Source organism: Symmachiella macrocystis, from assembly GCF_007860075.1.
In the GTDB taxonomy this organism is placed as follows: domain Bacteria; phylum Planctomycetota; class Planctomycetia; order Planctomycetales; family Planctomycetaceae; genus Symmachiella; species Symmachiella macrocystis.
The window spans coordinates 3,268,363-3,294,123 of sequence record NZ_SJPP01000001.1 but is presented as its reverse complement, the minus strand read 5'-3'; the positions used below and the strand labels follow the sequence as shown (position 1 = coordinate 3,294,123).

Annotated in this window: 28 protein-coding genes; all 28 read right to left on the bottom strand. The window is 54.8% G+C overall.

Features of this window, described 5'->3' with window-relative positions:
* Positions 1–59 precede the first annotated feature (59 nt).
* Positions 60–428, bottom strand: coding sequence for a 50S ribosomal protein L18 (rplR, locus tag CA54_RS12715; protein ID WP_146371117.1), 369 nt, complete (start codon positions 426–428; stop codon positions 60–62).
* Positions 429–512: 84 nt separating this feature from the next.
* Positions 513–1,061 carry a 50S ribosomal protein L6 gene (gene rplF, locus CA54_RS12710; protein ID WP_146371116.1) on the bottom strand — a complete coding sequence of 183 codons (549 nt, stop codon included), beginning with the start codon at positions 1,059–1,061 and terminating at the stop codon, positions 513–515.
* Between the two features lie 112 nt (positions 1,062–1,173).
* Positions 1,174–1,569: a 30S ribosomal protein S8 gene (gene rpsH, locus CA54_RS12705; protein ID WP_145379470.1), complete on the bottom strand. Its 396-nt coding sequence runs from the start codon at positions 1,567–1,569 to the stop codon at positions 1,174–1,176.
* 126 nt (positions 1,570–1,695) lie between these two features.
* Entirely contained in the window at positions 1,696–1,881 is a 186-nt protein-coding gene (locus CA54_RS12700; protein ID WP_145379471.1) for a type Z 30S ribosomal protein S14, read from the bottom strand.
* A 105-nt stretch (positions 1,882–1,986) separates the two neighbouring features.
* Complete coding sequence (gene rplE, locus CA54_RS12695; protein ID WP_146371115.1) at positions 1,987–2,529, bottom strand: 50S ribosomal protein L5; 543 nt, start codon at positions 2,527–2,529, stop codon at positions 1,987–1,989.
* 254 nt (positions 2,530–2,783) lie between these two features.
* Positions 2,784–3,137 (bottom strand): 50S ribosomal protein L24, encoded by a 354-nt coding sequence (gene rplX, locus CA54_RS12690; RefSeq protein ID WP_145379473.1) that lies wholly within the window; start codon positions 3,135–3,137, stop codon positions 2,784–2,786.
* Positions 3,138–3,140: 3 nt separating this feature from the next.
* Positions 3,141–3,509 (bottom strand): 50S ribosomal protein L14, encoded by a 369-nt coding sequence (gene rplN, locus CA54_RS12685; protein WP_145379474.1) that lies wholly within the window; start codon positions 3,507–3,509, stop codon positions 3,141–3,143.
* A 69-nt stretch (positions 3,510–3,578) separates the two neighbouring features.
* Positions 3,579–3,830, bottom strand: a complete 252-nt coding sequence (gene rpsQ / locus CA54_RS12680) for a 30S ribosomal protein S17 (protein WP_146371114.1) — start codon at positions 3,828–3,830, stop codon at positions 3,579–3,581.
* A 182-nt stretch (positions 3,831–4,012) separates the two neighbouring features.
* Positions 4,013–4,246: a 50S ribosomal protein L29 gene (gene rpmC / locus CA54_RS12675; RefSeq protein WP_146371113.1), complete on the bottom strand. Its 234-nt coding sequence runs from the start codon at positions 4,244–4,246 to the stop codon at positions 4,013–4,015.
* 61 nt (positions 4,247–4,307) lie between these two features.
* On the bottom strand, positions 4,308–4,727 hold the full coding sequence (gene rplP / locus CA54_RS12670; RefSeq protein ID WP_145379477.1) for a 50S ribosomal protein L16: 420 nt from the start codon (positions 4,725–4,727) through the stop codon (positions 4,308–4,310).
* A complete protein-coding gene (rpsC, locus tag CA54_RS12665) occupies positions 4,666–5,367 on the bottom strand; it encodes a 30S ribosomal protein S3 (protein ID WP_145379478.1) in 702 nt (233 codons plus the stop codon). The genes rplP and rpsC overlap by 62 nt, the downstream gene beginning before the upstream one ends.
* Positions 5,368–5,469: 102 nt before the next feature.
* A complete protein-coding gene (rplV, locus tag CA54_RS12660; RefSeq protein WP_146371112.1) occupies positions 5,470–5,811 on the bottom strand; it encodes a 50S ribosomal protein L22 in 342 nt (113 codons plus the stop codon).
* A 62-nt stretch (positions 5,812–5,873) separates the two neighbouring features.
* The gene (gene rpsS / locus CA54_RS12655; protein WP_145379480.1) at positions 5,874–6,143 is read right to left on the bottom strand and encodes a 30S ribosomal protein S19; all 270 of its coding nucleotides are present in this window, start codon (positions 6,141–6,143) and stop codon (positions 5,874–5,876) included.
* A gap of 104 nt (positions 6,144–6,247) precedes the next feature.
* A complete protein-coding gene (gene rplB / locus CA54_RS12650; RefSeq protein ID WP_146371111.1) occupies positions 6,248–7,105 on the bottom strand; it encodes a 50S ribosomal protein L2 in 858 nt (285 codons plus the stop codon).
* A gap of 90 nt (positions 7,106–7,195) precedes the next feature.
* A complete protein-coding gene (gene rplW / locus CA54_RS12645; protein WP_146371110.1) occupies positions 7,196–7,507 on the bottom strand; it encodes a 50S ribosomal protein L23 in 312 nt (103 codons plus the stop codon).
* A 48-nt stretch (positions 7,508–7,555) separates the two neighbouring features.
* Complete coding sequence (gene rplD, locus CA54_RS12640; RefSeq protein WP_146371109.1) at positions 7,556–8,185, bottom strand: 50S ribosomal protein L4; 630 nt, start codon at positions 8,183–8,185, stop codon at positions 7,556–7,558.
* An 80-nt stretch (positions 8,186–8,265) separates the two neighbouring features.
* Positions 8,266–8,961 carry a 50S ribosomal protein L3 gene (rplC, locus tag CA54_RS12635; RefSeq protein ID WP_146371108.1) on the bottom strand — a complete coding sequence of 232 codons (696 nt, stop codon included), beginning with the start codon at positions 8,959–8,961 and terminating at the stop codon, positions 8,266–8,268.
* 284 nt (positions 8,962–9,245) lie between these two features.
* Positions 9,246–9,578, bottom strand: a complete 333-nt coding sequence (gene rpsJ / locus CA54_RS12630; protein WP_145379485.1) for a 30S ribosomal protein S10 — start codon at positions 9,576–9,578, stop codon at positions 9,246–9,248.
* 204 nt (positions 9,579–9,782) lie between these two features.
* The gene (gene fusA, locus CA54_RS12625; protein ID WP_146371107.1) at positions 9,783–11,867 is read right to left on the bottom strand and encodes an elongation factor G; all 2,085 of its coding nucleotides are present in this window, start codon (positions 11,865–11,867) and stop codon (positions 9,783–9,785) included.
* Between the two features lie 252 nt (positions 11,868–12,119).
* The gene (rpsG, locus tag CA54_RS12620; protein WP_146371106.1) at positions 12,120–12,602 is read right to left on the bottom strand and encodes a 30S ribosomal protein S7; all 483 of its coding nucleotides are present in this window, start codon (positions 12,600–12,602) and stop codon (positions 12,120–12,122) included.
* Between the two features lie 161 nt (positions 12,603–12,763).
* Positions 12,764–13,135, bottom strand: coding sequence for a 30S ribosomal protein S12 (gene rpsL, locus CA54_RS12615; RefSeq protein WP_145379488.1), 372 nt, complete (start codon positions 13,133–13,135; stop codon positions 12,764–12,766).
* Positions 13,136–13,492: 357 nt separating this feature from the next.
* Entirely contained in the window at positions 13,493–17,941 is a 4,449-nt protein-coding gene (gene rpoC, locus CA54_RS12610) for a DNA-directed RNA polymerase subunit beta' (protein ID WP_146371105.1), read from the bottom strand.
* 100 nt (positions 17,942–18,041) lie between these two features.
* Complete coding sequence (rpoB, locus tag CA54_RS12605) at positions 18,042–21,755, bottom strand: DNA-directed RNA polymerase subunit beta (protein ID WP_146371104.1); 3,714 nt, start codon at positions 21,753–21,755, stop codon at positions 18,042–18,044.
* Positions 21,756–22,346: 591 nt separating this feature from the next.
* On the bottom strand, positions 22,347–22,754 hold the full coding sequence (gene rplL, locus CA54_RS12600; protein ID WP_146371103.1) for a 50S ribosomal protein L7/L12: 408 nt from the start codon (positions 22,752–22,754) through the stop codon (positions 22,347–22,349).
* Between the two features lie 169 nt (positions 22,755–22,923).
* Positions 22,924–23,442 (bottom strand): 50S ribosomal protein L10, encoded by a 519-nt coding sequence (gene rplJ, locus CA54_RS12595; RefSeq protein ID WP_146371102.1) that lies wholly within the window; start codon positions 23,440–23,442, stop codon positions 22,924–22,926.
* 282 nt (positions 23,443–23,724) lie between these two features.
* A complete protein-coding gene (gene rplA, locus CA54_RS12590) occupies positions 23,725–24,429 on the bottom strand; it encodes a 50S ribosomal protein L1 (RefSeq protein WP_146372376.1) in 705 nt (234 codons plus the stop codon).
* A gap of 74 nt (positions 24,430–24,503) precedes the next feature.
* Positions 24,504–24,929 carry a 50S ribosomal protein L11 gene (gene rplK, locus CA54_RS12585; protein ID WP_146371101.1) on the bottom strand — a complete coding sequence of 142 codons (426 nt, stop codon included), beginning with the start codon at positions 24,927–24,929 and terminating at the stop codon, positions 24,504–24,506.
* 115 nt (positions 24,930–25,044) lie between these two features.
* Positions 25,045–25,683 carry a transcription termination/antitermination protein NusG gene (gene nusG / locus CA54_RS12580; RefSeq protein WP_231963115.1) on the bottom strand — a complete coding sequence of 213 codons (639 nt, stop codon included), beginning with the start codon at positions 25,681–25,683 and terminating at the stop codon, positions 25,045–25,047.
* Positions 25,684–25,761: the final 78 nt, after the last annotated feature.

Below are 25,761 nucleotides of genomic sequence, written 5' to 3'. Positions count from 1 at the left end.
GGCGAAATTGCCATCGAATTTGGAAATGGCATGTCTGAACTATTTAAAAACCGGGTCGATTAAAAATCTAACCCACCCTGACGAGCCGCGTCGGCCAAAGCGGCGACACGACCATGGTATTTGTACAATCCGCGATCAAAGGCGACCTGGGTGATTCCAGCTTCGAGAGCTTTTTTGGCCAACGCTTCACCGACCTTTGAAGCCGCTGCGACGTTCCCGCCATTTTCACCATCAGCACAAATGCCCGCTTCACGCGTACTCGCGGAAATCAACGAACGTCCTGCGACGTCATCAATAATCTGGGCATAAATGTGCTTGTTGCTGCGGTAGACCGAAACTCGCGGCCGCGATGTGGTCGCACGAATCTTGTTGCGAACGCGAAAGCGACGACGGCTACGCTGTTTATTGACTTGGGCTATGTATTTCATCGAACTGCTAACTTTCCTACCGATCGGCCCTGTTTTTCACTGACCAGAAACATCGCAAACCATTTAAAGACAAACATCACCGCATCAGCCGCTGGCCAACGCCTTACCGGCTTTCCGACGAACCTGTTCGTTCTGGTACCGGATTCCCTTGCCTTTGTAAGGCTCAGGCGGGCGGACGCGGCGGATTTCAGCGGCGAACTGTCCCACCGCTTGCTTGTCAGCACTCTTCAGGGCGATCTGAATATTACTGGGCAATGAGCAGTCGACATTTGCGGGAATCGGCAATTCGACAACGTTCGCAAACCCAACCTGCAAGCAGAGCTTCGTACCGTCGATTGTGGCTTGGTAGCCGACACCCACGATGTCCAATTTCTTTTCGAAATATGTCGTGACGCCGGCCACCATGTTATTCAACAAGCTACGGGTCAGCCCGTGGAACTTGCGATTGTCGCGCAAATCGGTGGGGTTCTCCACCACGAGTTGCTTGGAGTCACCATCAAAACTGACCGAAACGGATGGATGATGGTCCAACGTCAATTCGCCGTTGGGGCCTTTCACCGTAACGACGGTGCCATTGATCGATACTTCGACAGCATCGGGGACCGCAATCGGTTTTTTCCCGATTCTTGACATGATACTTTGCCTTCTTCTTTTTTACCGAAACCGGCCCTCAGGGCTCGGATCCGTCAACTGTTTTTACTTGCGTCTGACAAGAACGATAATGCCGCAGCGGCGGGGAGACCCGCTACCAAATACTGCACAGCACTTCGCCGCCGACCAACTGTTCCTTGGCTTCGCGGTTGCTCAACAAACCTTTGTTCGTCGAAACGACGCTGATGCCCATGCCTTGCAGAATTTCCGGCAAGTCGTTGACACCCAAATAGACCCGGCGTCCCGGCTTGCTGACGCGATCGATTTTTTGAATCACACGTTCGCCGTTGGGACCGTATTTCAGATGGATCCGCATGGCACTGCAAGGCTGCTGTTCGATTATTTCGTAATCCCAAATATAGCCTTCGCGTTGCAACACATCGGCAATTCCCCGTTTCTCTTTCGAAAGGGGTACGTCGACGAATGCGCGCTCAATCGACACCGCATTACGGATTCGCGTGAGCATGTCGGCAATCGGATCTGTCATCATAATGGAGTACACCTCAAGGAGCATTGCTCCTCTACTTTTCGAGCGGTGCAAGACATATTGCCGCACCATCTGTGCTGTGTCGTTGTTAGTATAGGTTTTGCGAAACGCACCCAGTCGCCGCCGGGCTTACCAACTCGCCTTCTTGGCACCGGGGATCATGCCGTCCAAACAGAGGTCGCGGAAACAAATCCGGCACAGTTTGAACTTGCGGTACACCGCGCGGGGACGTCCGCACAGGGCACAGCGCCGTTCGAGACGGCTGCTGAATTTTGGCGTCCGGTTTGCCTTTTCGATCTTTGCTTTGCTGGCCATCTCGCTAAATTTCTTCTGGAAAAAACCTGTAGCTTATGAATTACACTTTATGTTTTACGCGGTGAGTTCTTTACGCCGTGCAGCAATCTCTAAAACCGCCGGACACTAATCTTTGCGAAACGGCATTCCCAGTTCTTTGAGTAATTGCCGCCCCTCATCATTAGTCGTGGCTGTCGTCACTAAGGTAATCGTCATACCTTGTTGATTCTTCACGCGATCCGGATCAACTTCCGGAAATACCATTTGGTCGCTGATACCCAGGCTGTAGTTTCCATTGCCGTCAAACGCTTTGGGGCTCAGGCCCCGAAAGTCGCGGACCCGCGGTAGGGTCAACGTAATCAGTCGGTCCAGGAATTCATACATCCGCTGCGAGCGGAGCGTGACCATGCAGCCAATCTCCATCCCTTCGCGAAGTTTGAACCCGGCAACGGACTTGCGAGCGCGGCGAATGACCGGCTTTTGTCCACTGAGAATCGTTAAATGCTCGACGGCTTCTTCCAAGCACTTCCGATCTTGAGCAGCCGCCCCAACACCCATGTTGACGACGATCTTCTCCAACTGGGGAAGCGAGTGGGGGTTTGACCGCCCCAGGGATTTCGCGAGTGTCGGCCGGATTTCATTCCGGTATCGTTCCAATAACCTGGCCATTGTACTTACACACATCCAATTTTCGCCACTCACGTCGAGCAAGCGATTACTGCCGGATTGCGATTGAAGGTCGACCCTCGGCTACACACCGAAGCCTCCGCACACATCTGCTATTTGCTGTTACCAGTCTCGCTGCCGACCTTCGAGAAGAAGATCAAAAGGCTGCGTCGCTGGATTAAAAACTGTTATATTTGCGATTGTCGTAGCAACCGCGTTTTAAAAGAGACCGAAAGCCGGCCTCGCCGTCGCCAGATTTATGACTGAGCGTAATGAGCCTTGGGAGGGCTGATGTTACCGAGCCCGGCATCGCAAATCTTGCAACACCGCTCTTTACTGCCATCTTTTGTATAGCGATACCCAACCCGCACGCCTCGACCGCACGAATCACAGTAAAGCAACACATTTGAAATGTCAATTGGCATCTCTTTCGAGAGCCGGCCCCCTTGCGGACTGCGGGGATGGCCGCGTTTTACGTGTTTGTAAACGCGGTTCACGCCTTCCACAAGAACCTTTTTTCCACCGGCCTCGACCGAGAGGACTTTCCGTGCTGTCGTGCTGGCGTCGTCGCCAGCAATGACTTGCACCGTATCTCCACGTCGAATCTTCATCGGTCAAACTACCTCACTTGCCAGGCTGACAATTTTCATAAACTTGCGCTCACGCAGCTCGCGTGCTACTGCACCGAAGATACGCGTCCCCCGCGGGTTGGCATCTTTATCGATCAACACGATCGCATTGCGGTCAAAGCGGACATAACTTCCATCACTGCGGCGCGTTCCCTTGCGGCAGCGAACAATCACACCCCGCACGACTTCGCCCGATTTTACCGAACTACCCGGAATGGACTTTTTAATGCTGACGACGATAACGTCTCCCAGCCCGGCGGTCCGCCGTCCCGTGCCTCCCAGAACTTTGATGCAACAGGCGACCTTGGCCCCCGTGTTGTCACAAACGTCCAGAAGTGTTTGCATTTGAATCATGATAACTTCCACTGAATCTCAAACAACGCCGTACAAACCCACGCGACGATCACCGTTCGTGGCCAACCGTTACTCAACCACAACTGCGGCGCGAACGATCCGCACCAAACTCCAACATTTTGTCTTCGACAAGGGGCGGCACTCGATGATTTCGACAGAGTCGCCTTCGTTGGCCTCGTTCTTTTCATCATGAACGTGGCATACGGTACGACTACGGATAATCTTTCCGTAGCGCGGGTGTTGATAGTTCTTCTCAACCTCGACCCGCAACGACTTGTCCATCTTATTGCTCGTCACTACGCCGATCAATTTCTTACGCATCTTAACCTGTCCTCAACTTGCCTCGAGACTCGCCCGCCGCAACCGGCGATATTGTGTCATCAGTGCCGGTCACCGCAATTGCGGGGGTTTCGAAATATGTGTCTGTAACCGCTGTCCCTACTCATTGCCACCTTGTGCCGGCTGTCGAAAACCACTTGCCAGCCGCAAACCTTGCCCCCGTCTCAGGCTTCCGCCTGTGGCGCCAGATTGGCTTCCGCTTCTTGCGCCAATTCCCGTTGCCGCGCGATTGTGTGAATGCGGGCGATGTCGCGGCGGATCTTCCGCAACGCGCTCGGCGCATCGGATCGTTCCGCAGCCGCTTGGAATCGCAGGCGGAACAATTCTTGTTGGGCTTCGCGCAATGTGAACGCTAACTGTTCGTCACTCATCTCGCGGAGTTCTTGCGGCTTGGTCATGTCGACTCGTCTTTATCTGCATTTTGTCCAAAAGTAATAGCAATTCATTCCGTACATCGGCTCAGGTACCGGGACGACGGCCTACCAACCGCACGCGGACCGGCAATTTGTGCGCCACACGATTGAAGCAATCCTTGGCAGCATCTTGCGAGACGCCGGCCAATTCAAACATTACCGTGCCTGGACGAACAACTGCGACCCAGTGATCCGGTTCACCTTTACCTTTACCCATCCGAGTTTCCAACGGACGAGACGTGCAAGGCTTGTCCGGGAAGATGCGGATATACAACTTCCCCTCACCGCGGACGTATTGTGTCGCGGCAATCCGGCAAGCTTCGATCACGTTGGCTTTGATATATCCACCGTCGAGCGACTGCAAACCCCAGTCACCCAACACCACGGTATTCCCGCGGGTCGCGTTACCTTTTATACGTTTTCTTTGGCTTTTTCTGTGCTTGACCCGTTTGGGCATTAGCGCCATCGCCATCCTCCTCGTCTGTATAAAGACCCAAGTCGATCCACACTTTGATCCCAATAATTCCCTGGGCCGTGCGTGCCTTGGCAAAACCGTAGTCAATATGTTTCTGAATTGTCGACAAAGGAATTGATCCCCTCATCGCTTTTTCGGTCCGAGACATTTCCGCTCCGCCCAATCGGCCGGAGAGGACAATCTTCACACCCAACGCGCCCGCATCCATCACCGAATCCATCGAGCGTTTGATCGTGCGCCGAAAGCTGGACCGTTTGCTCAACTGCTGAGCAATGTCTTCAGCTACCAACACCGCGTTTTTCATGGCGTTGTTGATTTCGACGATCTTCAATTCCATTCGCCGGCCGGTCAGATCTTCGAGCTCTGCTTTGAGGCGGTCAACTTCCTGCCCCTTGCGGCCGATGATGATGCCCGGACGGGCTGTGTTCAAATGCACGACCACTTGATCGCGCGTGCGTTCGATTTCAACTTTCGAAATCCCCGCAAACTGGTATTTCTCTTTGACGAACTTGCGGATCTTGAAGTCCTCGACCAAGAGGTCGCCGAACTCTTTCTTTGACGCGTACCAACGACTCCGCCACTCTTCAACAATCCCTACGCGGAAACCCGTCGGCCGAACTTTCTGACCCATGATCCGTATGCCTTATGTAATTCAAAAACTGCTGGAATAACGAACGAACAACACCACAGCGAAACCAACACAGTCTGCTCATCGCAGCCTGGCCGCCGCCAACTAGACGATGTCCGGACCTTCAATCCCTACATGAATGTGCGAAAAACGCTTCCGAATAATAAATGCCATTCCCCGTGCTCGCGGTTGCAACCGCTTGAACATCGGACCGCCATCGGCGCGGGCATCCTTAATCATCAGACTCTCAACATTACGCGCACCGGACTGCTCCGCGTTGGCCATTGCGGTCCGCAAGACTTTTTCCAAGAACCTTGCACCGCGATTCGGCACAAAACGCAACAAGTCCAGACCTTCGCCGGCTGACTTCCCACGAACCAATTCCGTAAACGGTCGGACTTTTGTCGCTGAAATCCGCGCGAAACGATGCGTCGATTTGTATTCCATAGCTATCTTCCTCAACCTGTCCGTCAACCAATCTCGTAGACCAATGCCGCAATCGCGGGAGGTTATCTTTTAGCCTTACCGCCATGCCCGCGGAACGTCCGCGTTGGTGCGAACTCCCCGAGTTTGTGCCCCACCATTTCTTCCGTGACGTACACATTGATATGTGCCCGCCCATTGTGCACCAGGAAGGTATGGCCGATAAAATCCGGTGAAATCGTCGAACGACGGCACCAGGTGCGAATCGGCTCTTTGCGTCCGGCATCATCCAATCGCTCAATCTTCTTGAGCAATTTGGCATCAACGTAAGGCCCTTTTTTCAGAGAGCGACCCATCCCGCTGTCCTTCTGTTTTTTGACTTAAATCAAACTTAGATGCGTCCGCGTCAGCCGACAATTTCTTAAACGCCACATCAACCCAAACAACACCTGACCAACTATCAGAGCTTCAACTGGCCATAACGCCGCGACTTACGCCGCCTGACAATGGCTGCCGATGACGACTTCCTTCGCTTCCGCGTGCGGCCACCCTTGGCCAACTTGCCCGTAGGACTACAAGGATGCCGACCGCCCGAGTTGCGACCTTCACCACCACCCATCGGGTGAGCGACCGGATTCATAGCTGTTCCCCGCACGCGAGGCCGCCAACCCATCCAACGCTTCCGCCCGGCTTTACCGAGCACAATTTTACTGTGTTCGCTGTTTCCAATCGGCCCGATCGTGGCTCGGCAACTACTCGGGACACGTCGCACCTCACCAGAAGGTAAGGTGATTTGTGCCCAATCGCCTTCGCGGGCATTCATCACCGCTGCGGTCCCGGCACTGCGACACAATTGGCCACCACGTCCCGGTTGCAGTTCGATGTTGTGAATCGTGGCCCCTGTAGGAATCGCCGACAACGGCAAACAGTTGCCCAAGGTTGGCTCCGCATTCGGACCGCTCTCAACAACCGCACCCGCATTGAGCCCCTCGGGAGCCAAAATGTATGATTTCACCCCGTCGACATAGTGCAACAAGGCAATCCGTGCAGAACGATTCGGATCATACTCGATGGACTTCACACGCGCCGGAATCCCGTCCCGCAAACGCTTGAAATCTATTACCCGATACATCCGCTTGTGGCCGCCGCCACGATGACGGGCAGTAATTTTGCCCTGGTTGTTGCGGCCACCTTTTTTCTTATACCGTGTCAGCAACGACTTTTCCGGCTTTTTCTTACGGTCGGTGATCTCCGCGAAGTCGCTTACGGAGGCATCCCGACGGCCGGCCGTCGTTGGCTTATAAAATTTGATACCCATGACTGTCTTTTTCTGTTATTTGCTCGAACAATCGAGAATTCCGCCACCGGACCAAACCGGCTCTGACTCTAACAAGACTGCAGTAGCGGCCTAAAAGAACGCGATCCGATCTTCATCGTGCAATTGCACGATCGCCTTCTTCCAACCACTTGTCCGCCCGACCTGATTCTTAGTCCGCCGCGGCTTGCCGATGCGGTTCTGAGTCCGCACAGCAACAACGCGAACCTCCCACAGCTTTTCAACCGCTTCTTTGATTTCAGTCTTTGTGCACAGCGGATTCACTTCAAACGGGTACGCATTGTACCGCGTTGAAATGTGCGTACCTTTTTCCGTGATCAACGGACGATAAACGACCTGATACGGCTCCAATGTCAGCCCCGATTTTTTTTCCACCGTAGCCATTGCCACACACCTTTTCAAATACGCCAGCATCTCGTGGCGAGAACACACTTACTCCGCGGAGACGCCGCGCAATTTATCCAAAGCCGCTTTGGTCACCAAAAACTGCCGCTGACGCAACACGTCATAGGCGTTCAGGTCCGCAGCCGGCGAGACTCGCAAATCCGCAATATTTCGTCCGGACTTCCACAAGTCAGCGTTGTACTCATCAATAGCCAGCAAACAGGACTGCCGATCCAAGCCGAGCGACCGCAAAACACCGGCCACAACCTTTGTCTTGGGAGCATCAACCGACAGCTCATCCAAAACCACTGCCTGGCCGTCCAGAAACTTGCTCAACAAGGCCATCCGCGTCGCCAACCGAACTGCCTTTTTGGGCAGGCGATAACTAAAGTCGCGAGTCACTTTACCAAACGTAACACCACCACCGCGACGAACCGGCGTCCGCTTGGCACCGGCCCGAGCACGACCCGTACCTTTTTGGCGATACATCTTCTTAGTGCTGCCTGCCACCTGCCCACGCGACTTGGTCGCCGAAGTACCAACACGACGGTTCGCTTCGTACATCACAACCACATCATGGAGCAACTGCCGGTTCACACCAGGCGCCAAGTCAGCGGGGTCGAACTCATACGTCCCCACTTCTTGCCCGGACTTGTCGCGAATCGGAAGAGAAATCATAACTCACTACTCTCAATAACGTGCACGTTTAACTGTATGGAATCAACTGCCTGAAACGCCCGAGCCAAGCCGCAAAATGACTAGCCCAGCTTGTTTGTTTTCCGAATCACCACGTAGCCACCCTTGGGGCCGGGAACCGAACCGGCCACCAGCAACAACCCATTCTCGCCGTCGACTCGCGTCAACTCGAGATTCCGAACCGTAATGCGAGCGTTGCCGTAGCGACCCGCCATTTTTGTCCCTTTAATCACGCGTGCCGGATCAGCACTCTGCCCGATCGATCCACCATGGCGATGCACACGCTTCACACCGTGACTGGCACGCTGGCCGGCAAAATTGTGCCGCTTCATGACACCCGCCGTCCCACGCCCCTTGCTTGTCGCAATCACGTCCACATTAGATACGTCCGCAAACAGATCAACGGTCAACTCCTGACCAACTTCGCAATCGCAACTTTCTCCGTCTGTACGAAACTCACGCACAAACCGCTTTGGTTCACAATCCGCTTTCGCCGGCAACTCAACACCCGCAGCCGCACGAGCCTTGGACCGCTTGCTTTTGATCGCCGCTACGTGCCCGCGTTCCGACTGCCGAGCCAACCGCCGCGGCTTGTCACCAAACCCGACCTGCACAGCCTCGTAGCCATCGCGTTCCAACGTGCGAACCTGCAGCACCACACAAGGTCCGGCCTGAATGACCGTCACGGGCGTAATATCGCCCGCCTCGTTATAGACCTGCGTCATGCCGATTTTGCGCCCCAGTAGTCCAACTGACATGATCGTGCCTCAAATCCCTGCAACGCTATACGAAATATTTCACAACCAACAATAAATAACCACAAGCAGAATTGCCGCCCAGCCTGAAGACCACAGCAACCCCGCAGACATGGACCGATATCGCCGAAGCAACACAAGCCAGTCGAAACCCGAGGAGCAACTCCAGGGGATACCCCAGAGCCCAAGCCAACCGCCAGCGCGAAACACGCCCGCCGAACCCAGGCAACCGGGCCCAACAAGACGCAGAACAGCCAACCGCCACCACTTCACAGCCAAACGGCCGATCAGCGACCCGCAGCAGCCGCCTTAATCTTGATATCCACACCAGCCGGAAGAGACAACTTATTCAACGCGTCGATTGTCTTCCCCGTTGGCTGCACAATGTCCACCAAACGCTTATGCGTCCGGATCTCAAACTGCTCGCGAGATTTTTTGTTCACGTGCGGACTCCGCAGCACCGTGTAACGCTCAATCCGCGTCGGAAGGGGAATTGGTCCGTGGACATCGGCTCCGGTCCGCTTTGCCGTGTTGACGATTTCCGATGCTGATTGATCAAGCACCGAGTGATCGTACGCCTCCATGCGGATTCGGATTTTTTCTTGCTTCTTGCCGGCCACTCAAACCATCCTTCGCTAACAGTTTATGCCTACACCAATAACGACAATTTCCCCGCACTTTGGGCGGGAAATTTCGCAATGGTAGTGGTCTAGAATACTTTTGTCAATAAAGTGACCCACGACTTTTGTTTATTTCAAATCTTTGTGAATTCCAGGCCCCTGCGACCCGCTTTCAACCACAAACTACACCCATTTGCCCTTCGATTAGCCCAACATCTCCTTCAAAATCTCCGGCGGAGCCTCCCCGTAACGCAGCGGCTCCATAGAATATGATGCTCGACCGGTCGACAAGCTGCGGATCTGGGTGGAATAGCCAAACATTGCCGCCAGTGGGGCCTCTGCATTGACCACCCGCAAATGCTCCCGCTGCTCGCTATTAAGAATTGTGGCTCGCCGGGAGTGCAAATCAGCGGTAATGTTCCCCAAAAACTCGTCCGGAGTCACCACCTCGAGCTTCATAATCGGCTCCAGGAGCAAGACATTCGTATCGGTTAAAGCGGCTCGGACCGCATCGATAGCCGCAGCCAACACCACCGACTCCACGTCATCCGAATCACTATATTTGATGCCCAGCAGCGTGAGCTTGACGTCCGCCAAGCGATATCCCAGCACGCCACCCCCGCTGGCCTCATCCTTGACCGCCTGGCGAGCCAGATTGGCTAACTGCGAAGGAAATTCATTCGGCTTCAACTCGTCTTCGAATGTTAAGCTAGATTCGCCCTGGAATGGCTCAACCCTCAATTGCACCTGGGCAAATTGAGGGACGCCGGCGACCTGTCGATTAAACTCACCAGTCACCGTAATCGACTTACGAATAGTCTCGCGGTAACTGACGCGGGGCTTGTGCGTGCGGATTTTCAGGTGAAAATCTCGCTCCAGGCTGTGTTGGATGACTTCCAAGTGCAACTCACCCATCCCGCTGATGATGGTTTGTCCCGTTTCCTCGTTGGTCACAGCCGTAAAGGTCGGGTCTTGCCGGGCTAGGATCGCCAGCGTTTGGGCCAATTTCTTACGGTCCGCACTCGATTCCGGTTCGACAGCCGTCGAGATCACCGTCTCAGGGAAGACAATACTCTCCAGCAGCATCGGATGCTGCTGCGCACAAAGCGTGTCCCCCGTAACGACAGTCTCTTTGAGGCCCACCACACCGACGATGTCACCAGCCGAGACCTCGTCAACTTTTTCGCGGCTGGAGGCTTGGATGTGCCACAACTGGCTCACCAGTTCTTTTTTTCCAGTCCGCGGATTCAAAACCCGCGAGCGGCTTTTCAACACGCCGGAATAGACCCGCACAAAGCACAAATCGCCATGCTGATCGCTTTGAATCTTAAAGACCAACCCGCAAAACGGCTCCGTCGGCGAGGGCTTGCGAACTTCGATCTCCCCTTTTTTCTTAGGGGTCATATTTTCCCCCTGCACCGGGGGACGATCGAGCGGACTGGGCAAATACAATGAAACCGCGTCCAACAACGGCTGCACACCAATGTAGTCCAGCGACGAGCCACACATGACCGGCTGAAGTTGACCGGAGATTGTCCCTTGCCGCAGCAATCGGTGAATATCCTCGACAGGGATGTCTTCGGTCTCAAGATAGCTCTCCAGGACCTGCTCATCGAGCTCGGCGATCGCCTCCAGCAGTTGCGACCGCGCGCTCTTGGCCGCCTCCTGGTACTCAGCGGGAATCTCCTCGGTCCGGAAGTTCTCCCCACGGGATTCCGCGTCGAAGTAAATCGCCTTTTGCTCAATCAGATCAATGATCCCGCTAAAGGCCTGCGGGTCAGGGGGTGAGCCCGCCCCCATCGGCAGCTGAATCGCAATCGGATTCGCATTGAGGCGGTTCTTGATTTGTTGAAACGTACGCTGAAAATCCGCACCGATTCGGTCCATCTTGTTGATGAAGCAAATCCGCGGCACCCGATATTTGTCAGCCTGCCGCCAGACAGTCTCACTTTGCGCCTCGACCCCTTCGCGGGCGCTAAAGATCACCACGCCGCCGTCTAGAACTCGCAAGCTGCGCTCGACCTCGGCCGTGAAATCCACGTGCCCCGGCGTGTCGATGATGTTGATCGTCGTATCGCGCCAGGTGCAGGTGACGGCAGCTGAGAAAATCGTGATCCCCCGCTCCTGCTCCTCGGGATTGAAGTCGGTTTCAGTGGTGCCGTCATCGACGCTCCCCATGCGGTGCGATGACCCTGTGTAGTACAAGATCCGCTCGGTGGTGGTCGTTTTACCCGCGTCGATATGGGCAATGATCCCGATATTCCGGAGATGTTCTATGAGTCTGGACATGGATCCGCATCTTAGGCATGAATGACAATAAAAAGCACCGAGCAATCGCAACAAAGCGCATCGGACACGCAAGCTAGCGAAATGGTTCAACCAGCCACAGGATAATGTTCATATCGACTGTCCAGTAAAACCACAAGCTGCCCAAACGGCCCGCTGCCCAACTACATCCGCGCAAAAAGCAACGCGGGACTTTTTCACAAGTCCCGCGTTTAAATTCGTCCGCCGCCAAACGGCGGGGAATATCAAGTTTTTCTAGCGACGGCTGTAGCCGAAGTGGGCAAACGCCTTGTTCGCTTCAGCCATACGGTGGACGTTTTCTCGTTTGGTCATCGCGGCGCCCTCACGACGGTAGGCGGCCAGCAATTCGTCAGCCAAGCGATTCGCCATCGGACGACCCCGTTTTCCGCGAGTCACTTCCAGAATCCAACGAATGGCGAGCGTCTGTTGACGTTTGGGGCTTACCGGAGTCGGCACCTGGTAGGTCGCACCACCGACCCGTTTAGAACGCACTTCCACCGACGGCTTCACGTTCTCGACGGCTGCGTTGAAGACTTCGATCGGCTCTTGCTCGGGGGCTCGCTCTTTGATGATGTCGAGCGCTCCGTAAAACAAGCCTTGTGCGACGCTCTTTTTGCCGTCACACATCAAGCAGTTGATGAACTTGGATGCCAAAATTGATCCACAACGAGGATCGGGACGCAACTGGGTCCGGCTGGCGGTGAATCGAGTGGCCATCTTAAATTCTCAACCTTCTGCGAGTTATCTGTTTGAATTCGGCTGCAACGCGTATTCGCCACCCGGTCCCCACTGGACGGCAGCGCTGTTGATTGACCCCTGAGCCCGGACACGTCGACACTGTGCGAATCGACCTGTCGGCATTGCCTGCGGCGGCCGATCTATTTAGGCCGCTTGTTTCCGTAACGACTACGGGCTTGACGGCGATCGGAAACGCCCAAGGTATCGAGCACACCACGAATGACTTTGTACCGCACACCCGGCAAGTCGCGAACACGTCCACCCCGCACCAACACGATCGAGTGTTCCTGCAGGTTGTGGCCTTCACCCGGGATATAGGCTGTGACCTCTTTCCCATTCGAAAGTCGCACACGTGCCACTTTCCGCAAAGCCGAGTTCGGCTTTTTCGGTGTAATCGTTTTGACCTGCAAGCAAACGCCCTTCTTCTGCGGGCAAGTTTCCAATAGCGGAGTCTTGCTCTTTTGGACCTGCTTTTTGCGGGGTTTTCGAATGAGCTGATTGATCGTCGGCATGAACTTTACCCGAACCGTTTCGTAGGCTGCTCCAACAAGTGTCCCGGCCCGGCATTGCTGTGTTTCAAGCGTCGGCCGCACCGCGAGATCAACTCGCGCCTGGGAACCTGGAGTCTGGTTGTCAACGTTTTGCTATGAATTGAATCGATATTAAATAACGCGGTTGCCGGACAACAAAAATGACCGAAACCGTTTACAAACTGGGGGAACCTTCGACGCACTGCACGGATCGTGAGACGAAATCGGACAGTTGCGCGAATGTAGCAATCTATAGTGATTGCCTGCCAGCGTCAATGGTCCCGGCGGGAATCCCGCCGGAACAGGTCGGATCTTGGTTGATTTTCCTATGGTTTCCGCTCACTCACCACTCTCCGGAGCTGCTGCACCGCCCGCTTCTCCTCGCGAGACGTCCATCGCCTCATCCGGAATGATGGGTGATTCACTACTCCCTTGAGGCAGAGACTGAGGTTGCGGATCGGACTGCGGCTCAGCCGGTTGGGGTGGCTGAGGCGGTTGCGGTGGCTGAAGCGGACGTGCCTCACCGGCCGGCAATTCATCCCCCTCGTTGAGTAGGTTAAACCGCGCCTGCAAGATCCGTTCTTTTTCTTCCTTCAACTCTTGCAGAGCTTCGGGCTTGATACGAACTTCCGCTTGCTGGTGCGTATAAAAACCGGTACCCGCCGGCACCAAGTGCCCCAGAATCACGTTCTCCTTCAGACCGACCAGATTGTCGCTCTTGCTGGCCAACGCCGCCTCGGTCAGTACCTTGGTGGTTTCCTGGAAACTGGCCGCCGAAATGAAACTTTCACTTTGAACAGCCGCCTTGGTAATACCCAATAACATCGTGTTGGCCGTCGCCGGACGTGGTCGGGCGGAACTCGCAGGAGTTGCCCCCGCAGCCTCGACTTGGCTATTCACCTCTTCCAATGTTTCCGCCGGGACAATGTCGTCGGCATGGAATTCGGTATCACCCGGATCGACCACGCGAACGCATTCCATCAACTGTTGGTTGATGCGGCGGAACTCGAATTTGTCGATCACAATACCGGGCAACAAGGTGGTATCGCCCACGCTTTCGATGCCGACTTTACGCAACATCTGGGCGACGATGATTTCGATATGCTTATCGTCGATTTCCACACGTTGCGAACGATAGACGTTTTGCACTTCACGCAGCAAATACTGCTGTACGGCTTCTTCGCCACTGACGCGCAGAATATCGTGCGGAACCAACGGGCCATCGACAAGTTGGTCCCCCGCATTGACCAGATCTTTGGCATGCACCCGCAAGTGCTTTCCGTGCGGAATGATGTGCTCGATCTCAGTGCCGTCTTCGCCGCGGACAATAATCACCCGCTTGCCACGTTTCTTTTCACTGACCAGGTCGATCTCACCATTGATCTCGGCAACAACCGACGGGTCTTTGGGACGCCGTGCTTCGAAGAGTTCGGTCACCCGCGGCAAACCACCGGTGATGTCCTGCGTTCCGCCCGCTTCACGCGGCGTCTTGGCCAAGACCATTCCAGCGGTGACTTGCTGACCGTTGCCTACTTCAATGTGTGCACGTTCAGGCAGGTAATAGAAGTCGAGAATCTTGCCCGTACCGTCTTCCAAAATAATCTGCGGATGCAAATCGCTTTTGTGCTCGATAACGGTCAAGCGGACGTTTCCGCTGGCCTCCGTTTCCGACCGAACCGAAATCCCTTCGACACATTCTTCGAGGCGGACTTTACCGCCGACTTCAGCAAGAATCGGCACCGAGTGAGGATCCCACGTACAAAGCAGGTCGCCCGGTTGCACTTCTTGGTTCTCTTGGGCGACGATCACCGCTCCGTTGGGGATCGTATACTTCTCGAGTTCCCGCTCCTTGGCATCCAACAGGATGATTTCGCCGCTTCGCGCCAAGACCACGTTTTGGCCTTCGTTGTTCACCACACTGCGAATGCGAGCAAAGCGAACTTTACCGGCACGTTTCGTGCGGATTTCGCTTTCTTCAATTTCGCGAGAGGCGGTCCCACCAATGTGGAACGTCCGCATCGTCAACTGTGTTCCCGGTTCGCCGATACTCTGAGCAGCGATAATCCCCACAGCCATACCTTCCTCGACCAACGAACCGGTCGAGAGATCCATACCGTAACACAAACGGCAAATCCCGAGTTGTGCCTCGCAGGTCATCGGGCTGCGGACCTGGATTTTCTCCAGTCCCAACTGCTCAATCTTGTGGGCGATGGCGACAGTAATCAATTCGCCTTCCCGGACGATTAGTTCGTCGGTGATCGGATTGACGATGTTTGTCCGGCTGACACGTCCCAAAATCGCGTCGGTCAGGCTGACTTCAACTTTTTCGCCCCGATAAACAACACCACGCGTAATCCCTTGGATGGTGCCGCAGTCGTAGGACGTGACAACCATATTTTGGGCCACGTCGGCCAGTTTCCGCGTCAGGTAACCACTATCGGCTGTCTTGAGTGCCGTATCGGCCAAACCTTTGCGGGCACCATGCGTGGAACTGAAGTATTCCAACACGGTCAACCCTTCACAGAAGTTGGCCTTAATCGGTGTCTCGATGATTTCACCACTCGGCTTGGCCATCAGACCCCGCATACCAGCCAATTGGCGAATCTGTTCCACACCACCACGGGCACCAGAGTTGGCCATGAGGAAGATCGGATTCACATACGAACCGTCACCACGGACGTCGTTCTCCAGTTCCTCCATCATCGCAGCCGTAATTTGTTCACGGGCGTGCGTCCAGGTGTCGAGCACCTGGTTGTACCGTTCCTGGTTCGTGATAATACCGCGATCAAACAACTTCTGTTGTTGCAGCACTTTCTTTTCCGCTTCGCCGATGACTTTATCTTTGTTGGGCGGAATCTTCAGGTCACTGGTGGCAAACGAGAGGCCGCTCCGCGTGGATTCTTGGAACCCACGTGCCTTCATGCGATCCAGCAATTCAATCGTTGCCCGCCGTCCCAGGATCTGGTAGCAGTCAGAAACGACGTTCGCCAGGTCCTTGCTCCGCATGGTGAGGTTGTAATAGGGCATCCCTTGGGCGACCACATCGTCGTTGAAGATCACGCGGCCGACGGTCGTGTCAATCAAACCACCGGGCTTAAAGGTCTCGGCGCCTTCCCCTTTGATCTGCGTATCGGATGCCAATCGGAGTTTAATCCGAGCATGCGTGGTGACCTTGTTTTGAGCAACCGCCATATGGACTTCGGCCACCGACGCAAAAACCGTGCCCTCGCCGGGACGATCCGGCTTGGAGAGTGTCAGGTAATAACTACCCATCACGATGTCTTGCGACGGACTAATAATCGGCGCACCATTGGCCGGGCTGAAAATGTTGTTCGTCGACATCATCAGCGTTGTGGCTTCGACCTGGGCTTCGATCGACAGCGGCAAGTGGACCGCCATCTGGTCGCCATCAAAGTCAGCGTTAAAACCTTTGCAGACCAACGGGTGCACCATGATGGCGTTCCCTTCGATCAGCGTCGGTTCGAACGCCTGAATTCCCATACGGTGCAAAGTCGGAGCACGGTTGAGCATGACGGGGTGATTGCGAATCACCGCATCCAAAATGTCCCAAACATCCTCGTCCTTGCGTTCGAGCATCCGCTTAGCGCTCTTGATGGTATCCGCATGCCCGAGATCCTTCAGGCGGCGAATCACGAACGGCTGGAATAACTCCAAGGCAATTTTCTTGGGCAAACCGCATTGGTGCAATTTGAGTTCCGGACCGACGACGATCACACTCCGTGCAGAGTAGTCGACCCGTTTCCCCAGCAGGTTCTCACGAAACCGCCCTTGCTTCCCTTTGATCATGTCGGTCAGCGACTTGAGCGGACGGTTCGACGATCCTAATACGGGCCGCTTACAACGGCTGTTGTCGAACAGGGCGTCGACCGATTGTTGCAACATCCGCTTTTCGTTGCGGACGATGACTTCCGGCGCGTTGAGGTCGACCAACTTTTTCAAACGCGTGTTGCGATTGATAATCCGACGATAAAGGTCGTTCAAGTCGCTGGTCGCAAAGTTGCCTGAATCCAACAGCACCAACGGCCGCAGATCCGGCGGAATGACCGGAATCACATCCAGTACCATCCACTCGGGATGGTTATCACTGTCGCGCAGGCTCTCCACCGTTTTGAGCCGCTTGATCAGATCCTTCATTTTCTGCTGACTGCCGGTTTCGCGCAGTTCGTTGCGCAATTCGTGCGATAGCTCGACCAGCTTGAGCTTGCCCAGCAGTTTCTTGACTGCTTCGGCGCCCATTTCGATTTCAAACGAATCGTCCCCATATTTAGCGCGGGCGTGGCGAGCTTCTTCTTCGGTCAGCAATTGCCGTTCACGCAGCGGGGTGTCACCCGGATCGATGACGACATAATCTTGGAAATAGACCACCTTTTCCAAGCTGGTTGTCTTCATGTTCAACAACGATCCCAAGCGGCTGGGCATCGACTTGAAGAACCAGATATGTACAACCGGCGCGGCCAATTCAATATGGCCCATCCGCTTGCGGCGAACGCGACTATGCGTCACCTTCACGCCGCAACGGTCGCAGATCATTCCCTTGTATTTCATCCCGCGATATTTACCGCAGGCGCATTCCCAGTCCTTCTCCGGACCAAAAATCCGTTCGCAGAATAAGCCGTCACGCTCCGGACGATAGGTCCGGTAGTTGATGGTTTCCGGCTTCTTCACCTCGCCGAACGACCAACCGCGAATATCGTGCGGACTCGCCAACCCGATTTTCACCGCGCCGTAGTCGTTAATGCGATCGTATGCTGCTTCGCCGGTGCTCACTGCACACACTCCTAAAATAATGTTGGGGATCTGGCGTAACTGTCAATTCGAGCCGCTCGTGTGATACACACCCACACTGGGACTCGGTCCCATGGCCGCGTTATATCCGAGTTTTCTCAAGCTGCAGATTCAAGGCCAGCCCGCGAATTTCGTTGTTCAAAACGTCGAAGCTCGCCGGGGTACCCGCTTCCAGCGTGTTCTCCCCTTTGACCATCGACTCGTAGATCTTCGTCCGTCCTTCGACGTCGTCACTTTTGACCGTCAACAATTCCTGCAGAATGTAGGCGGCCCCATAGGCTTCCAAGGCCCAGACTTCCATTTCTCCAAACCGCTGTCCGCCAAATCGCGCTTTACCGCCCAATGGCTGCTGCGTGATCAACGAGTACGGTCCAGTAGCCCGTGCGTGGACCTTGTCGTCCACCAAGTGGTGCAACTTGAGCATGTAGATCCGGCCCACGGTCACCTTTTGATCCAACTGTTCACCAGTCCGACCGTCGAAGAGCACCGACTTGCCGTCTTCGGGCAATCCAGCGGCTTTCAACTCGCCTCGCAGTACATCTTCAGAAGCACCGTCGAAGACCGGGCACACCGCACGGTATTCCAACTTCTCAGCAGCCCAACCCAGGTGGGTCTCCAAAATCTGTCCCACGTTCATCCGACTCGGTACGCCCAACGGGTTCAAAATGATGTCGATCGGCGTGCCATCTTCCAAAAACGGCATATCTTCTTCAGGCAACACTTTGGAAATCACACCCTTGTTACCGTGCCGTCCGGCCATCTTGTCTCCGACGGAAATCTGTCGCTTCGATGCCACGTAAACCTTGACCATCTGCAACACACCGCTGGGCAATTCGTCGCCCCGTTTTAGCGAGTTGAGCATTTGGTTGTGCGTATCGATCGCATTTTCGACCGTGACCCACGAACTTTTGATAACAGCATTGCAGGCCGATTTTTTCTGCGGGCTGCGGATGTCCAAACCTTCGTAGCGGGACAAAAACCCTTCGGCGTACTCGGCAATCGCTTTTTCGTTTTCGCTGGAACCCACGTTTTGGCCGTCATCGTCGGTGAGTTTTTTACCCAAAGCCGATTCAAACTCTTTCAAGAATTCCAAGAATGCCTCGGCAATCGCCTTGTGACCTTCTTGCTCCTTGGACTTGAGTTCCGCATCGAACTTCTTGCGCTCCCCTTCGGTCAAGCTCATCTTGCGGGAGAACTTTTGCGTGTCGATCACGATGCCTTCCACGCCCGAGGAGACTTCGAGGCTTTCATTCTTCACGTCTTCGCCGGCACGTCCGAAGATGGCGTGCAGCAACTTTTCTTCCGGAGTCAATTCCGACTTGGCTTTCGGAGAGACTTTGCCAACCAAAATATCTCCAGAACGGACACGCGTACCGATTTGTACGATCCCGTCCTCGCCCAAATGCCGCAACGCCTTTTCGCTCACGTTGGGAATATCACGCGTGAACTCTTCACGCCCCAACTTTGTTTCACGAATTTCCACATCAAATTCATCAATATGAATCGACGTGTACGTGTCAGACTTGACCATCTTCTCGGAAAGAATAATCGCGTCTTCGAAGTTGTAACCTTCCCACGACATGAAGCCGACCAACACGTTCCGGCCCAATGCCAGCAGGCCATTTACTGTGGCGGCTCCGTCGCACAGTACTTGTCCTTTTTTGACTTTTTGCCCCAAGGCCACAATCGGCTTTTGGTTCAGGCAAGTCCGTTCGTTCAATCCCACGAATTTCTTCATGGGGTATTTCCGGCCGTCCACCTCGACGACATTCGCATCGACGTAATTGATCGTGCCCGATTTTTCGGTGCGAACCAACATGCCGGAGTTTTCCGCAACCGGCCCTTCAATGCCCGTTCCCACCAGCGGCGGTTCGGCGACCAACAGCGGCACCGCTTGCCGTTGCATGTTGGAACCCATCAAAGCCCGGTTGGCATCGTCGTGCTCCAGAAACGGAATCAATCCCGCCGAGACACCCACCATTTGCCGTGGTGAAATATCGATGTAGTTGATCTCATCGGCGCCGACCCAGACAAAGTCGCTGCGGTGACGTGCGATCACGCGATCGTTGGTCAGTCGGCCTTTTTCGACCGGAGTATCAGCCGGGGCCAAGTGCGACGACGCTTCTTCGTCGGCACGCAGCCAGCAAATTTCGTCGGTCAGCTTGCCCTTGTTCACTTTGCGATAGGGCGTGGTCAGGAAGCCGTAATGATCCACCTTGGAGTACATACTCAAGCTGGAAATCAGGCCGATGTTCGTCCCTTCCGGCGTCTCAATCGGACAAATACGACCGTAGTGCGAAATGTGAACGTCACGGACTTCAAAGCCGGCCCGTTTACGATTCAAACCACCCGGCCCCAACGCACTCAAACGGCGTTCGTGCGTCAGCATCGAAAGCGGGTTCGTCTGGTCGACAACTTGCGACAGTTCGCTACGACCGAAGAAGAACTCGATTGCTGCCGAAACACTCTTGGGATTAACCAAAGTCCGTGGAGTCATTTCCTCCACATCCTTGTGTGTCATCCGTTCCTGGACCGTCCGCCGCAGTTTCAAGAAACCTTTGCGAACCTCATCGGCACCCAACTCATCAATCGTCCGCAAACGGCGATTTCCCAGGTTGTCGATGTCGTCGACATAGGCCGTCGGATCGCTCACCCGCAACCGGATGATATAACGGATCGCGTTGATGAAGTCCTCGGCACGCAGAGTCATCTCCGTGTCCGGCACGTCTTGATTGAACTTGCGATTAATGCGGAAGCGTCCGACGCGACCCAACCGGTAGCGATTCACGTCGTAGAACTTTTCACGGAACAGGTCCGTCGCCTTATCCAATTGCGGCGGGTTCCCCGGACGCAACCGTTGATAAATCCGCAACAAGGCTTCTTCGTGACTGCAGGTTGTGTCCTCTTCCAGACTGTTGAGGATCAACGCGTCATCGACCTTTTCAATCACCGAAATCGACTTTAGCGACGACTCTTTGATGTCGTCGTGCATCTTCTCAGTGAGTGCCTCGCCCGCCTCGGCAATGATTTCACCGCAACGCTCATGCCCTGCGGGAAACACGATGTCTTCGGCGGCAATCTTGCCTAACGTTTTTTCCAAACTGGCCGGCGACGTCTTGTTTTCGGTCACCTCGTAGAACAACTTCAACAACGAAGCATCGGTCGAGTATTCCGGGTCCATGGCTCGCAGCAACGTGAGAGCCGAGAACTTACCACTTTGGTCAATCCGAACGCCAAGACCTTCCTTCTTCGAGATGTTCAACTCGATCCAGCTTCCCCGCTCGGGGATCACGCGACAGGAATAAGTCGGCTTTCCACCCGGTTCCGAAGAAGAGACAAAGTCCACACCTGGCGAACGGTGCAACTGGCTCACAACCACCCGCTCGGCACCGTTGATGATAAACTCACCACCACCGAGCATGATCGGCATGTCGCCCAGATAGACTTCTTCCTCGATCGGCTGCTCTTTGTTGAGGCGCAACCAGACACGGAAGGGACGACCGTACGTCATCCGCAACTGGACACATTCGGTCGGCGTGTAGCGAGGCTTTCCCAGCTCATACTTGACGTAGTCCAGCGAATACTGGCCGTCATAGCTTTCTACGGGAAAAATCTCACGGAGGATACCCTCCAAGCCTTGGTCCTTGCGTTGCCGCGAGGGAATGCCGACCTGCAAGAACTCCGCGTAAGACGCGGTCTGAATCTGAGTCAGGTCAGGCAACTCAAATTCGTCGGGGATTTCACCAAAGTTACGAACTTCATCAAAAATCAACGTGCGTTGGTGAGGAATAGGCATGCGTGGCTCTCTAAATTCCTAGGTTCTGCCTGATGTGCGTGACGGCGGAAACAGGAGACTAATCCATGAACAGCCCCCAATCGCGACCTTCGCCTGCGACGCGGAACATCACGCGCGTCGAAACAGCTTCGCGCAAGCAGCGACATGACGCGCAGCGCGTTTGAGGGCCAGCGATATCCGGGACCGAATGAGTGACAACTCTCAGCCAAATTGCAGTGGGGCGATGTTTGAGCAAGAGCGAAGATTACCAAGGATCCATGAAGTTGGTTTCAGGGGCGGACAGCTCGCCGCCGTGGCGTTACACCACGGCACACGCGCCATACAGTCATCACCACAGCGGCTCCAACCACTGTGGCCAGCGCCTCAACGGACTCGACCCGACAAGCAAACGACTTAGCCGCGCAATTGCCGAACCGCACTCCGCCAGAGACTGCCTCTACACGCCTGCACGATCAAAACCACAACTGCCAACGACGGAGCTATTCCCCAAACCCACCTGGACAATACACCCCGCCGAATCCTCACACGGTTGCCTAACAAAATCGACAACCGCCATCCCTCAAGCAGCCCGCACCACGGCAACACCTGCGATCACTTGATTTCGGCGGTACCACCAGCGGCTTCAACTTCCGCCTTCAGCTTCTCAGCATCTTCCTTGGAGACACCCTCTTTCAATGGCTTGGGAGCACTCTCAACCAACTCCTTGGCTTCCTTCAAGCCCAATCCGGTCGCGGCACGCACGACTTTAATCACCGGAATCTTGCTGTCACCAAACCCGGTGATCATGCAAGTGAATTCCGTTTGCTCGGCCGCAGCTTCGCCGCCGCCACCATCTCCACCGGAAGCCACCATAACCGCGCCGCCGCCAGCCGGCTCGATGCCATGGTGATCTTTCAAATAGTCGGCCAGCTTCTTGGCCTCCAACAATGTCAAGCCAGCAATCTTGTCACCCAACTCAACCGTCGGTTCATCGTATTCAATAACATCAGCCGTCGCCATAACCGTGTTCCTTTCTCAGCACATCAAAATCGTTGGACGCATATACAGAATTTATAGGAGATTCGCAGACAGGATCACTCACGAGCCGACGCCCCCAATCGACGCAAATCAAGCTCTTCTAGTTTCCAGCCGCTCTTCAAAACTCAACTCAAACAATAAACCGAAGCGACTACTCTTCTTCTCGCTCCGAGTGGGCCTTAACCTGCCCGGACACCTTACCGCCGGGACCAAGCAAGGCACCGACCAATTGACCACCTGGGCTGAGTGCCAACCCGGCAATCTGACTGATCAACTCCAGACGGCCTGGACTCTTACTCAGGACTTCCACGTCAGCGGCCGACAACGTCGTCCCCTCAACCGTGCCGCCCTTGATTTCCAATCCGTCGATTTCCTTGGCCCAGCTGGCCATCTCCTTGGACAACGCGACGATATCCTCGCCACCCCAAACCAAGGCCGACGGACCGGCCAAGATCGGATCCAAGGCGGAAACACCCGCCTGATTCAGTGCCATACGGGCCAAGGAATTCTTGACCAGCACCATCTTGATTTCTTTTTTTCGCAGGTCCAAGCGCAACTGATTGGTTGTGATCGCATCGACCTTCGACGGATCAATCACCAAAAGCTCCTGCACGTCGCCGATCCGCTCACGGACATCCGACGCAATCAATTCCTTGATGTATTTACTCATGCTACTTAACAATCAATGCTAGTGCGCCCAGCGCAAATTTTTCACCGATCCCAAGGGCAGCCCAGGAGGCTGCTACAAACCGGCTGCGCCGGGGCTTCTCGCGTACACTAAACCAACGGGAGAAAAAAGTCACGCGTCCGAAGCGATTTCTATGCCAAAAGCGTCAGAATCGCCCAAACAATCCCGCCGATGCCACATTTCAAGCAGCCATGTTGACTGAAAAACAGTCAATGCGTCGCTCAGCACACACTCCGGCCAACCGAGTGCGTACCGCCGCAAGTATCACAACGCGATACCAATTCCCGGGCTGTGTGTGGCTGACACGGCGATGGTTCGCACGTAAACCCCTTTGGAGCCCGACGGCTTCATCGCCCGAATCTGTTTGATGAAAGCGGAAATATTGTCCACCAACTGCTCTTCACTGAACGACAATTTGCCCATCACACAGTGCACATTGCCACCAGCATCAGCGCGGAACTCCACCTTACCCGCTTTGTATTCCTTGACCGTGTTCGCCACATCTTGGGTCACCGTGCCAGCACGAGGCGAAGGCATCAGCCCCCGCGGTCCCAACACACGGCCCAACGGCCCCACTACACCCATCATGTCGGGCGTAGCGATCGCTGCGTCGAATTCCAGCCAGCCATCCTTCACCTTATCCGCCAATTCCTTGCCACCCACAAAATCAGCGCCGGCTTCTTCGGCCGCGGTCGCATTTTCACCCTGAGCAAAAACCAGTACCGTTTTGGACTTCCCGATTCCATGCGGCAACACAATGGAACCCCGCACCATCTGGTCAGCCTGACGGACGTCGATGCCCAACCGCATAACGACTTCTACTGTTTGGTCAAACTTACAGGCCGGAATCTTCTTAGGCAGTGACGGTTCCAAGCCCTTGAGCTTGGCGACCGCTTCGGTCAAACCAACACTCGTTAGCCCCTCGACCTGCTTCAACAGAAATTCCTGCCGCTTGGATTGCTTTGCCATCATCGAGCCTCGACTACTCTTTCCAACTGACTTGATCACTTCAAATGTATCCGGTGCCTTCACAGCGCCGCTGATTAACCGACGACTTCCAGCCCCATGCTTCTCGCGGTGCCGGCAATGATCCGTGCTGCCTGGGCGATGTCCGGTGCATTCAGATCTTCAAATTTCGTCTTGGCGATTTCTTCCAACTGCGCCTGTGTCACAGTGCCGACCTTATCCGCTTTGGGGTTACCAGACCCCTTGGCGATTTGAGCCGCTTGCTTGAGCAAAATCGCTGCAGGCGGGCTTTTCAGCACGAAGTCGAACGAGCGATCGTTGTAAACACTAATGATCACCGGAATCGTGGTACCAGTGAACTCCTTGGTCCGTTCGTTGAACTGCATCACGAACTGACCAATGTTCACACCGTGAGGACCGAGCGCGGTACCGACGGGAGGGGCCGGCGTTGCCTGGCCACCCATCACCTGAACCTTGATCGTTGTAACTAATTCCTTCGCCATCGCTTGCCTGCTTTATTAAACTGCCGAAAAATTGTTTCTTGGTGACATCGAACCCGCTGGCCGATCCCTCAATATCGCATTCCCCGAACGAGACGCACGCTCCGCCACGCTGATTTCAGACGGCCTCAACTTGCCAATGCTCGAGCTCTTCGACCGGTGTCGTGCGGCCGAAAATTTCAACCAGCACTGTCAAACGACCGGTTGTCTCATCCACGGTATCAATCGCGCCTTCAAACCCCTCAAACGGGCCTTCTTTGATTTTCACGGTATCCCCCACGCCAAACGTCAGGGCCACCCGCGGCGCCTCTTCCTCCTTCTGCTCTTCACGACCCAGCATCCGAGCGATTTCGTGCTCCTGCATCGGAATCGGCTTATTCGCCGAACCGGTAAAGTCCCCCACTCCGCCTGTTTCCCGCACCAGAAACCACGTATCATCATTGAGGATCATGTTGACCATCAAATAGCCGGGAAACAACTTGTGCTCGGTGACTTTCTTCTTTCCGTTTTTAACTTCCGACACTTTTTCTGTCGGAATGATAATCTCACCGAAGTAGCGTTCCAATCCCTCACGATTGATACGCCGCTCAAGCGACTTCTTTATGGATTTCTCACGGTTGCTCTGAATCTTGAGCACATACCAGAGCATTTCCGTATTTTCAAGCTCAGCGGCTTCGCCACCTGCATTGGTCTCATCAGCCATGACGGCCTTTCCTTCACCCTGCCGGAACCCCAGTAGAATTTGACGACTAAACACAATCGCCAACAAGGCTCCCGTCTGCAAGCGACGCAACACAGCAGACGACCGGCCAACCCACACACCAAGGGCGATCTC

Excerpts from the sequence above, each read along its gene's own strand:
- rplA (WP_146372376.1), bottom strand. The coding sequence starts at position 24,429 with ATGGCAAAGCAATCCAAGCGGCAGGAATTTCTGTTGAAGCAGGTCGAG.
- rpmC (WP_146371113.1), bottom strand. The coding sequence starts at position 4,246 with ATGACCAAGCCGCAAGAACTCCGCGAGATGAGTGACGAACAGTTAGCG.
- rplK (WP_146371101.1), bottom strand. The coding sequence starts at position 24,929 with ATGGCGAAGGAATTAGTTACAACGATCAAGGTTCAGGTGATGGGTGGC.
- rplD (WP_146371109.1), bottom strand. The coding sequence starts at position 8,185 with ATGATTTCTCTTCCGATTCGCGACAAGTCCGGGCAAGAAGTGGGGACG.
- rplB (WP_146371111.1), bottom strand. The coding sequence starts at position 7,105 with ATGGGTATCAAATTTTATAAGCCAACGACGGCCGGCCGTCGGGATGCC.
- rpsL (WP_145379488.1), bottom strand. The coding sequence starts at position 13,135 with ATGCCGACGATCAATCAGCTCATTCGAAAACCCCGCAAAAAGCAGGTC.
- rplW (WP_146371110.1), bottom strand. The coding sequence starts at position 7,507 with ATGGCTACGGTGGAAAAAAAATCGGGGCTGACATTGGAGCCGTATCAG.
- rpsH (WP_145379470.1), bottom strand. The coding sequence starts at position 1,569 with ATGATGACAGATCCGATTGCCGACATGCTCACGCGAATCCGTAATGCG.
- rplP (WP_145379477.1), bottom strand. The coding sequence starts at position 4,727 with ATGGCGCTAATGCCCAAACGGGTCAAGCACAGAAAAAGCCAAAGAAAA.
- rplR (WP_146371117.1), bottom strand. The coding sequence starts at position 428 with ATGAAATACATAGCCCAAGTCAATAAACAGCGTAGCCGTCGTCGCTTT.
- fusA (WP_146371107.1), bottom strand. The coding sequence starts at position 11,867 with ATGTCCAGACTCATAGAACATCTCCGGAATATCGGGATCATTGCCCAT.
- rplN (WP_145379474.1), bottom strand. The coding sequence starts at position 3,509 with ATGATTCAAATGCAAACACTTCTGGACGTTTGTGACAACACGGGGGCC.
- rplX (WP_145379473.1), bottom strand. The coding sequence starts at position 3,137 with ATGAAGATTCGACGTGGAGATACGGTGCAAGTCATTGCTGGCGACGAC.
- rplC (WP_146371108.1), bottom strand. The coding sequence starts at position 8,961 with ATGTCAGTTGGACTACTGGGGCGCAAAATCGGCATGACGCAGGTCTAT.
- rpsQ (WP_146371114.1), bottom strand. The coding sequence starts at position 3,830 with ATGCGTAAGAAATTGATCGGCGTAGTGACGAGCAATAAGATGGACAAG.
- rplV (WP_146371112.1), bottom strand. The coding sequence starts at position 5,811 with ATGGAATACAAATCGACGCATCGTTTCGCGCGGATTTCAGCGACAAAA.
- rpsS (WP_145379480.1), bottom strand. The coding sequence starts at position 6,143 with ATGGGTCGCTCTCTGAAAAAAGGGCCTTACGTTGATGCCAAATTGCTC.
- rplJ (WP_146371102.1), bottom strand. The coding sequence starts at position 23,442 with ATGAGTAAATACATCAAGGAATTGATTGCGTCGGATGTCCGTGAGCGG.
- CA54_RS12700 (WP_145379471.1), bottom strand. The coding sequence starts at position 1,881 with ATGGCCAGCAAAGCAAAGATCGAAAAGGCAAACCGGACGCCAAAATTC.
- rpoB (WP_146371104.1), bottom strand. The coding sequence starts at position 21,755 with ATGCCTATTCCTCACCAACGCACGTTGATTTTTGATGAAGTTCGTAAC.
- rplF (WP_146371116.1), bottom strand. The coding sequence starts at position 1,061 with ATGTCAAGAATCGGGAAAAAACCGATTGCGGTCCCCGATGCTGTCGAA.
- rpsC (WP_145379478.1), bottom strand. The coding sequence starts at position 5,367 with ATGGGTCAGAAAGTTCGGCCGACGGGTTTCCGCGTAGGGATTGTTGAA.
- rplL (WP_146371103.1), bottom strand. The coding sequence starts at position 22,754 with ATGGCGACGGCTGATGTTATTGAATACGATGAACCGACGGTTGAGTTG.
- rpsG (WP_146371106.1), bottom strand. The coding sequence starts at position 12,602 with ATGGCCACTCGATTCACCGCCAGCCGGACCCAGTTGCGTCCCGATCCT.
- rplE (WP_146371115.1), bottom strand. The coding sequence starts at position 2,529 with ATGGCCAGGTTATTGGAACGATACCGGAATGAAATCCGGCCGACACTC.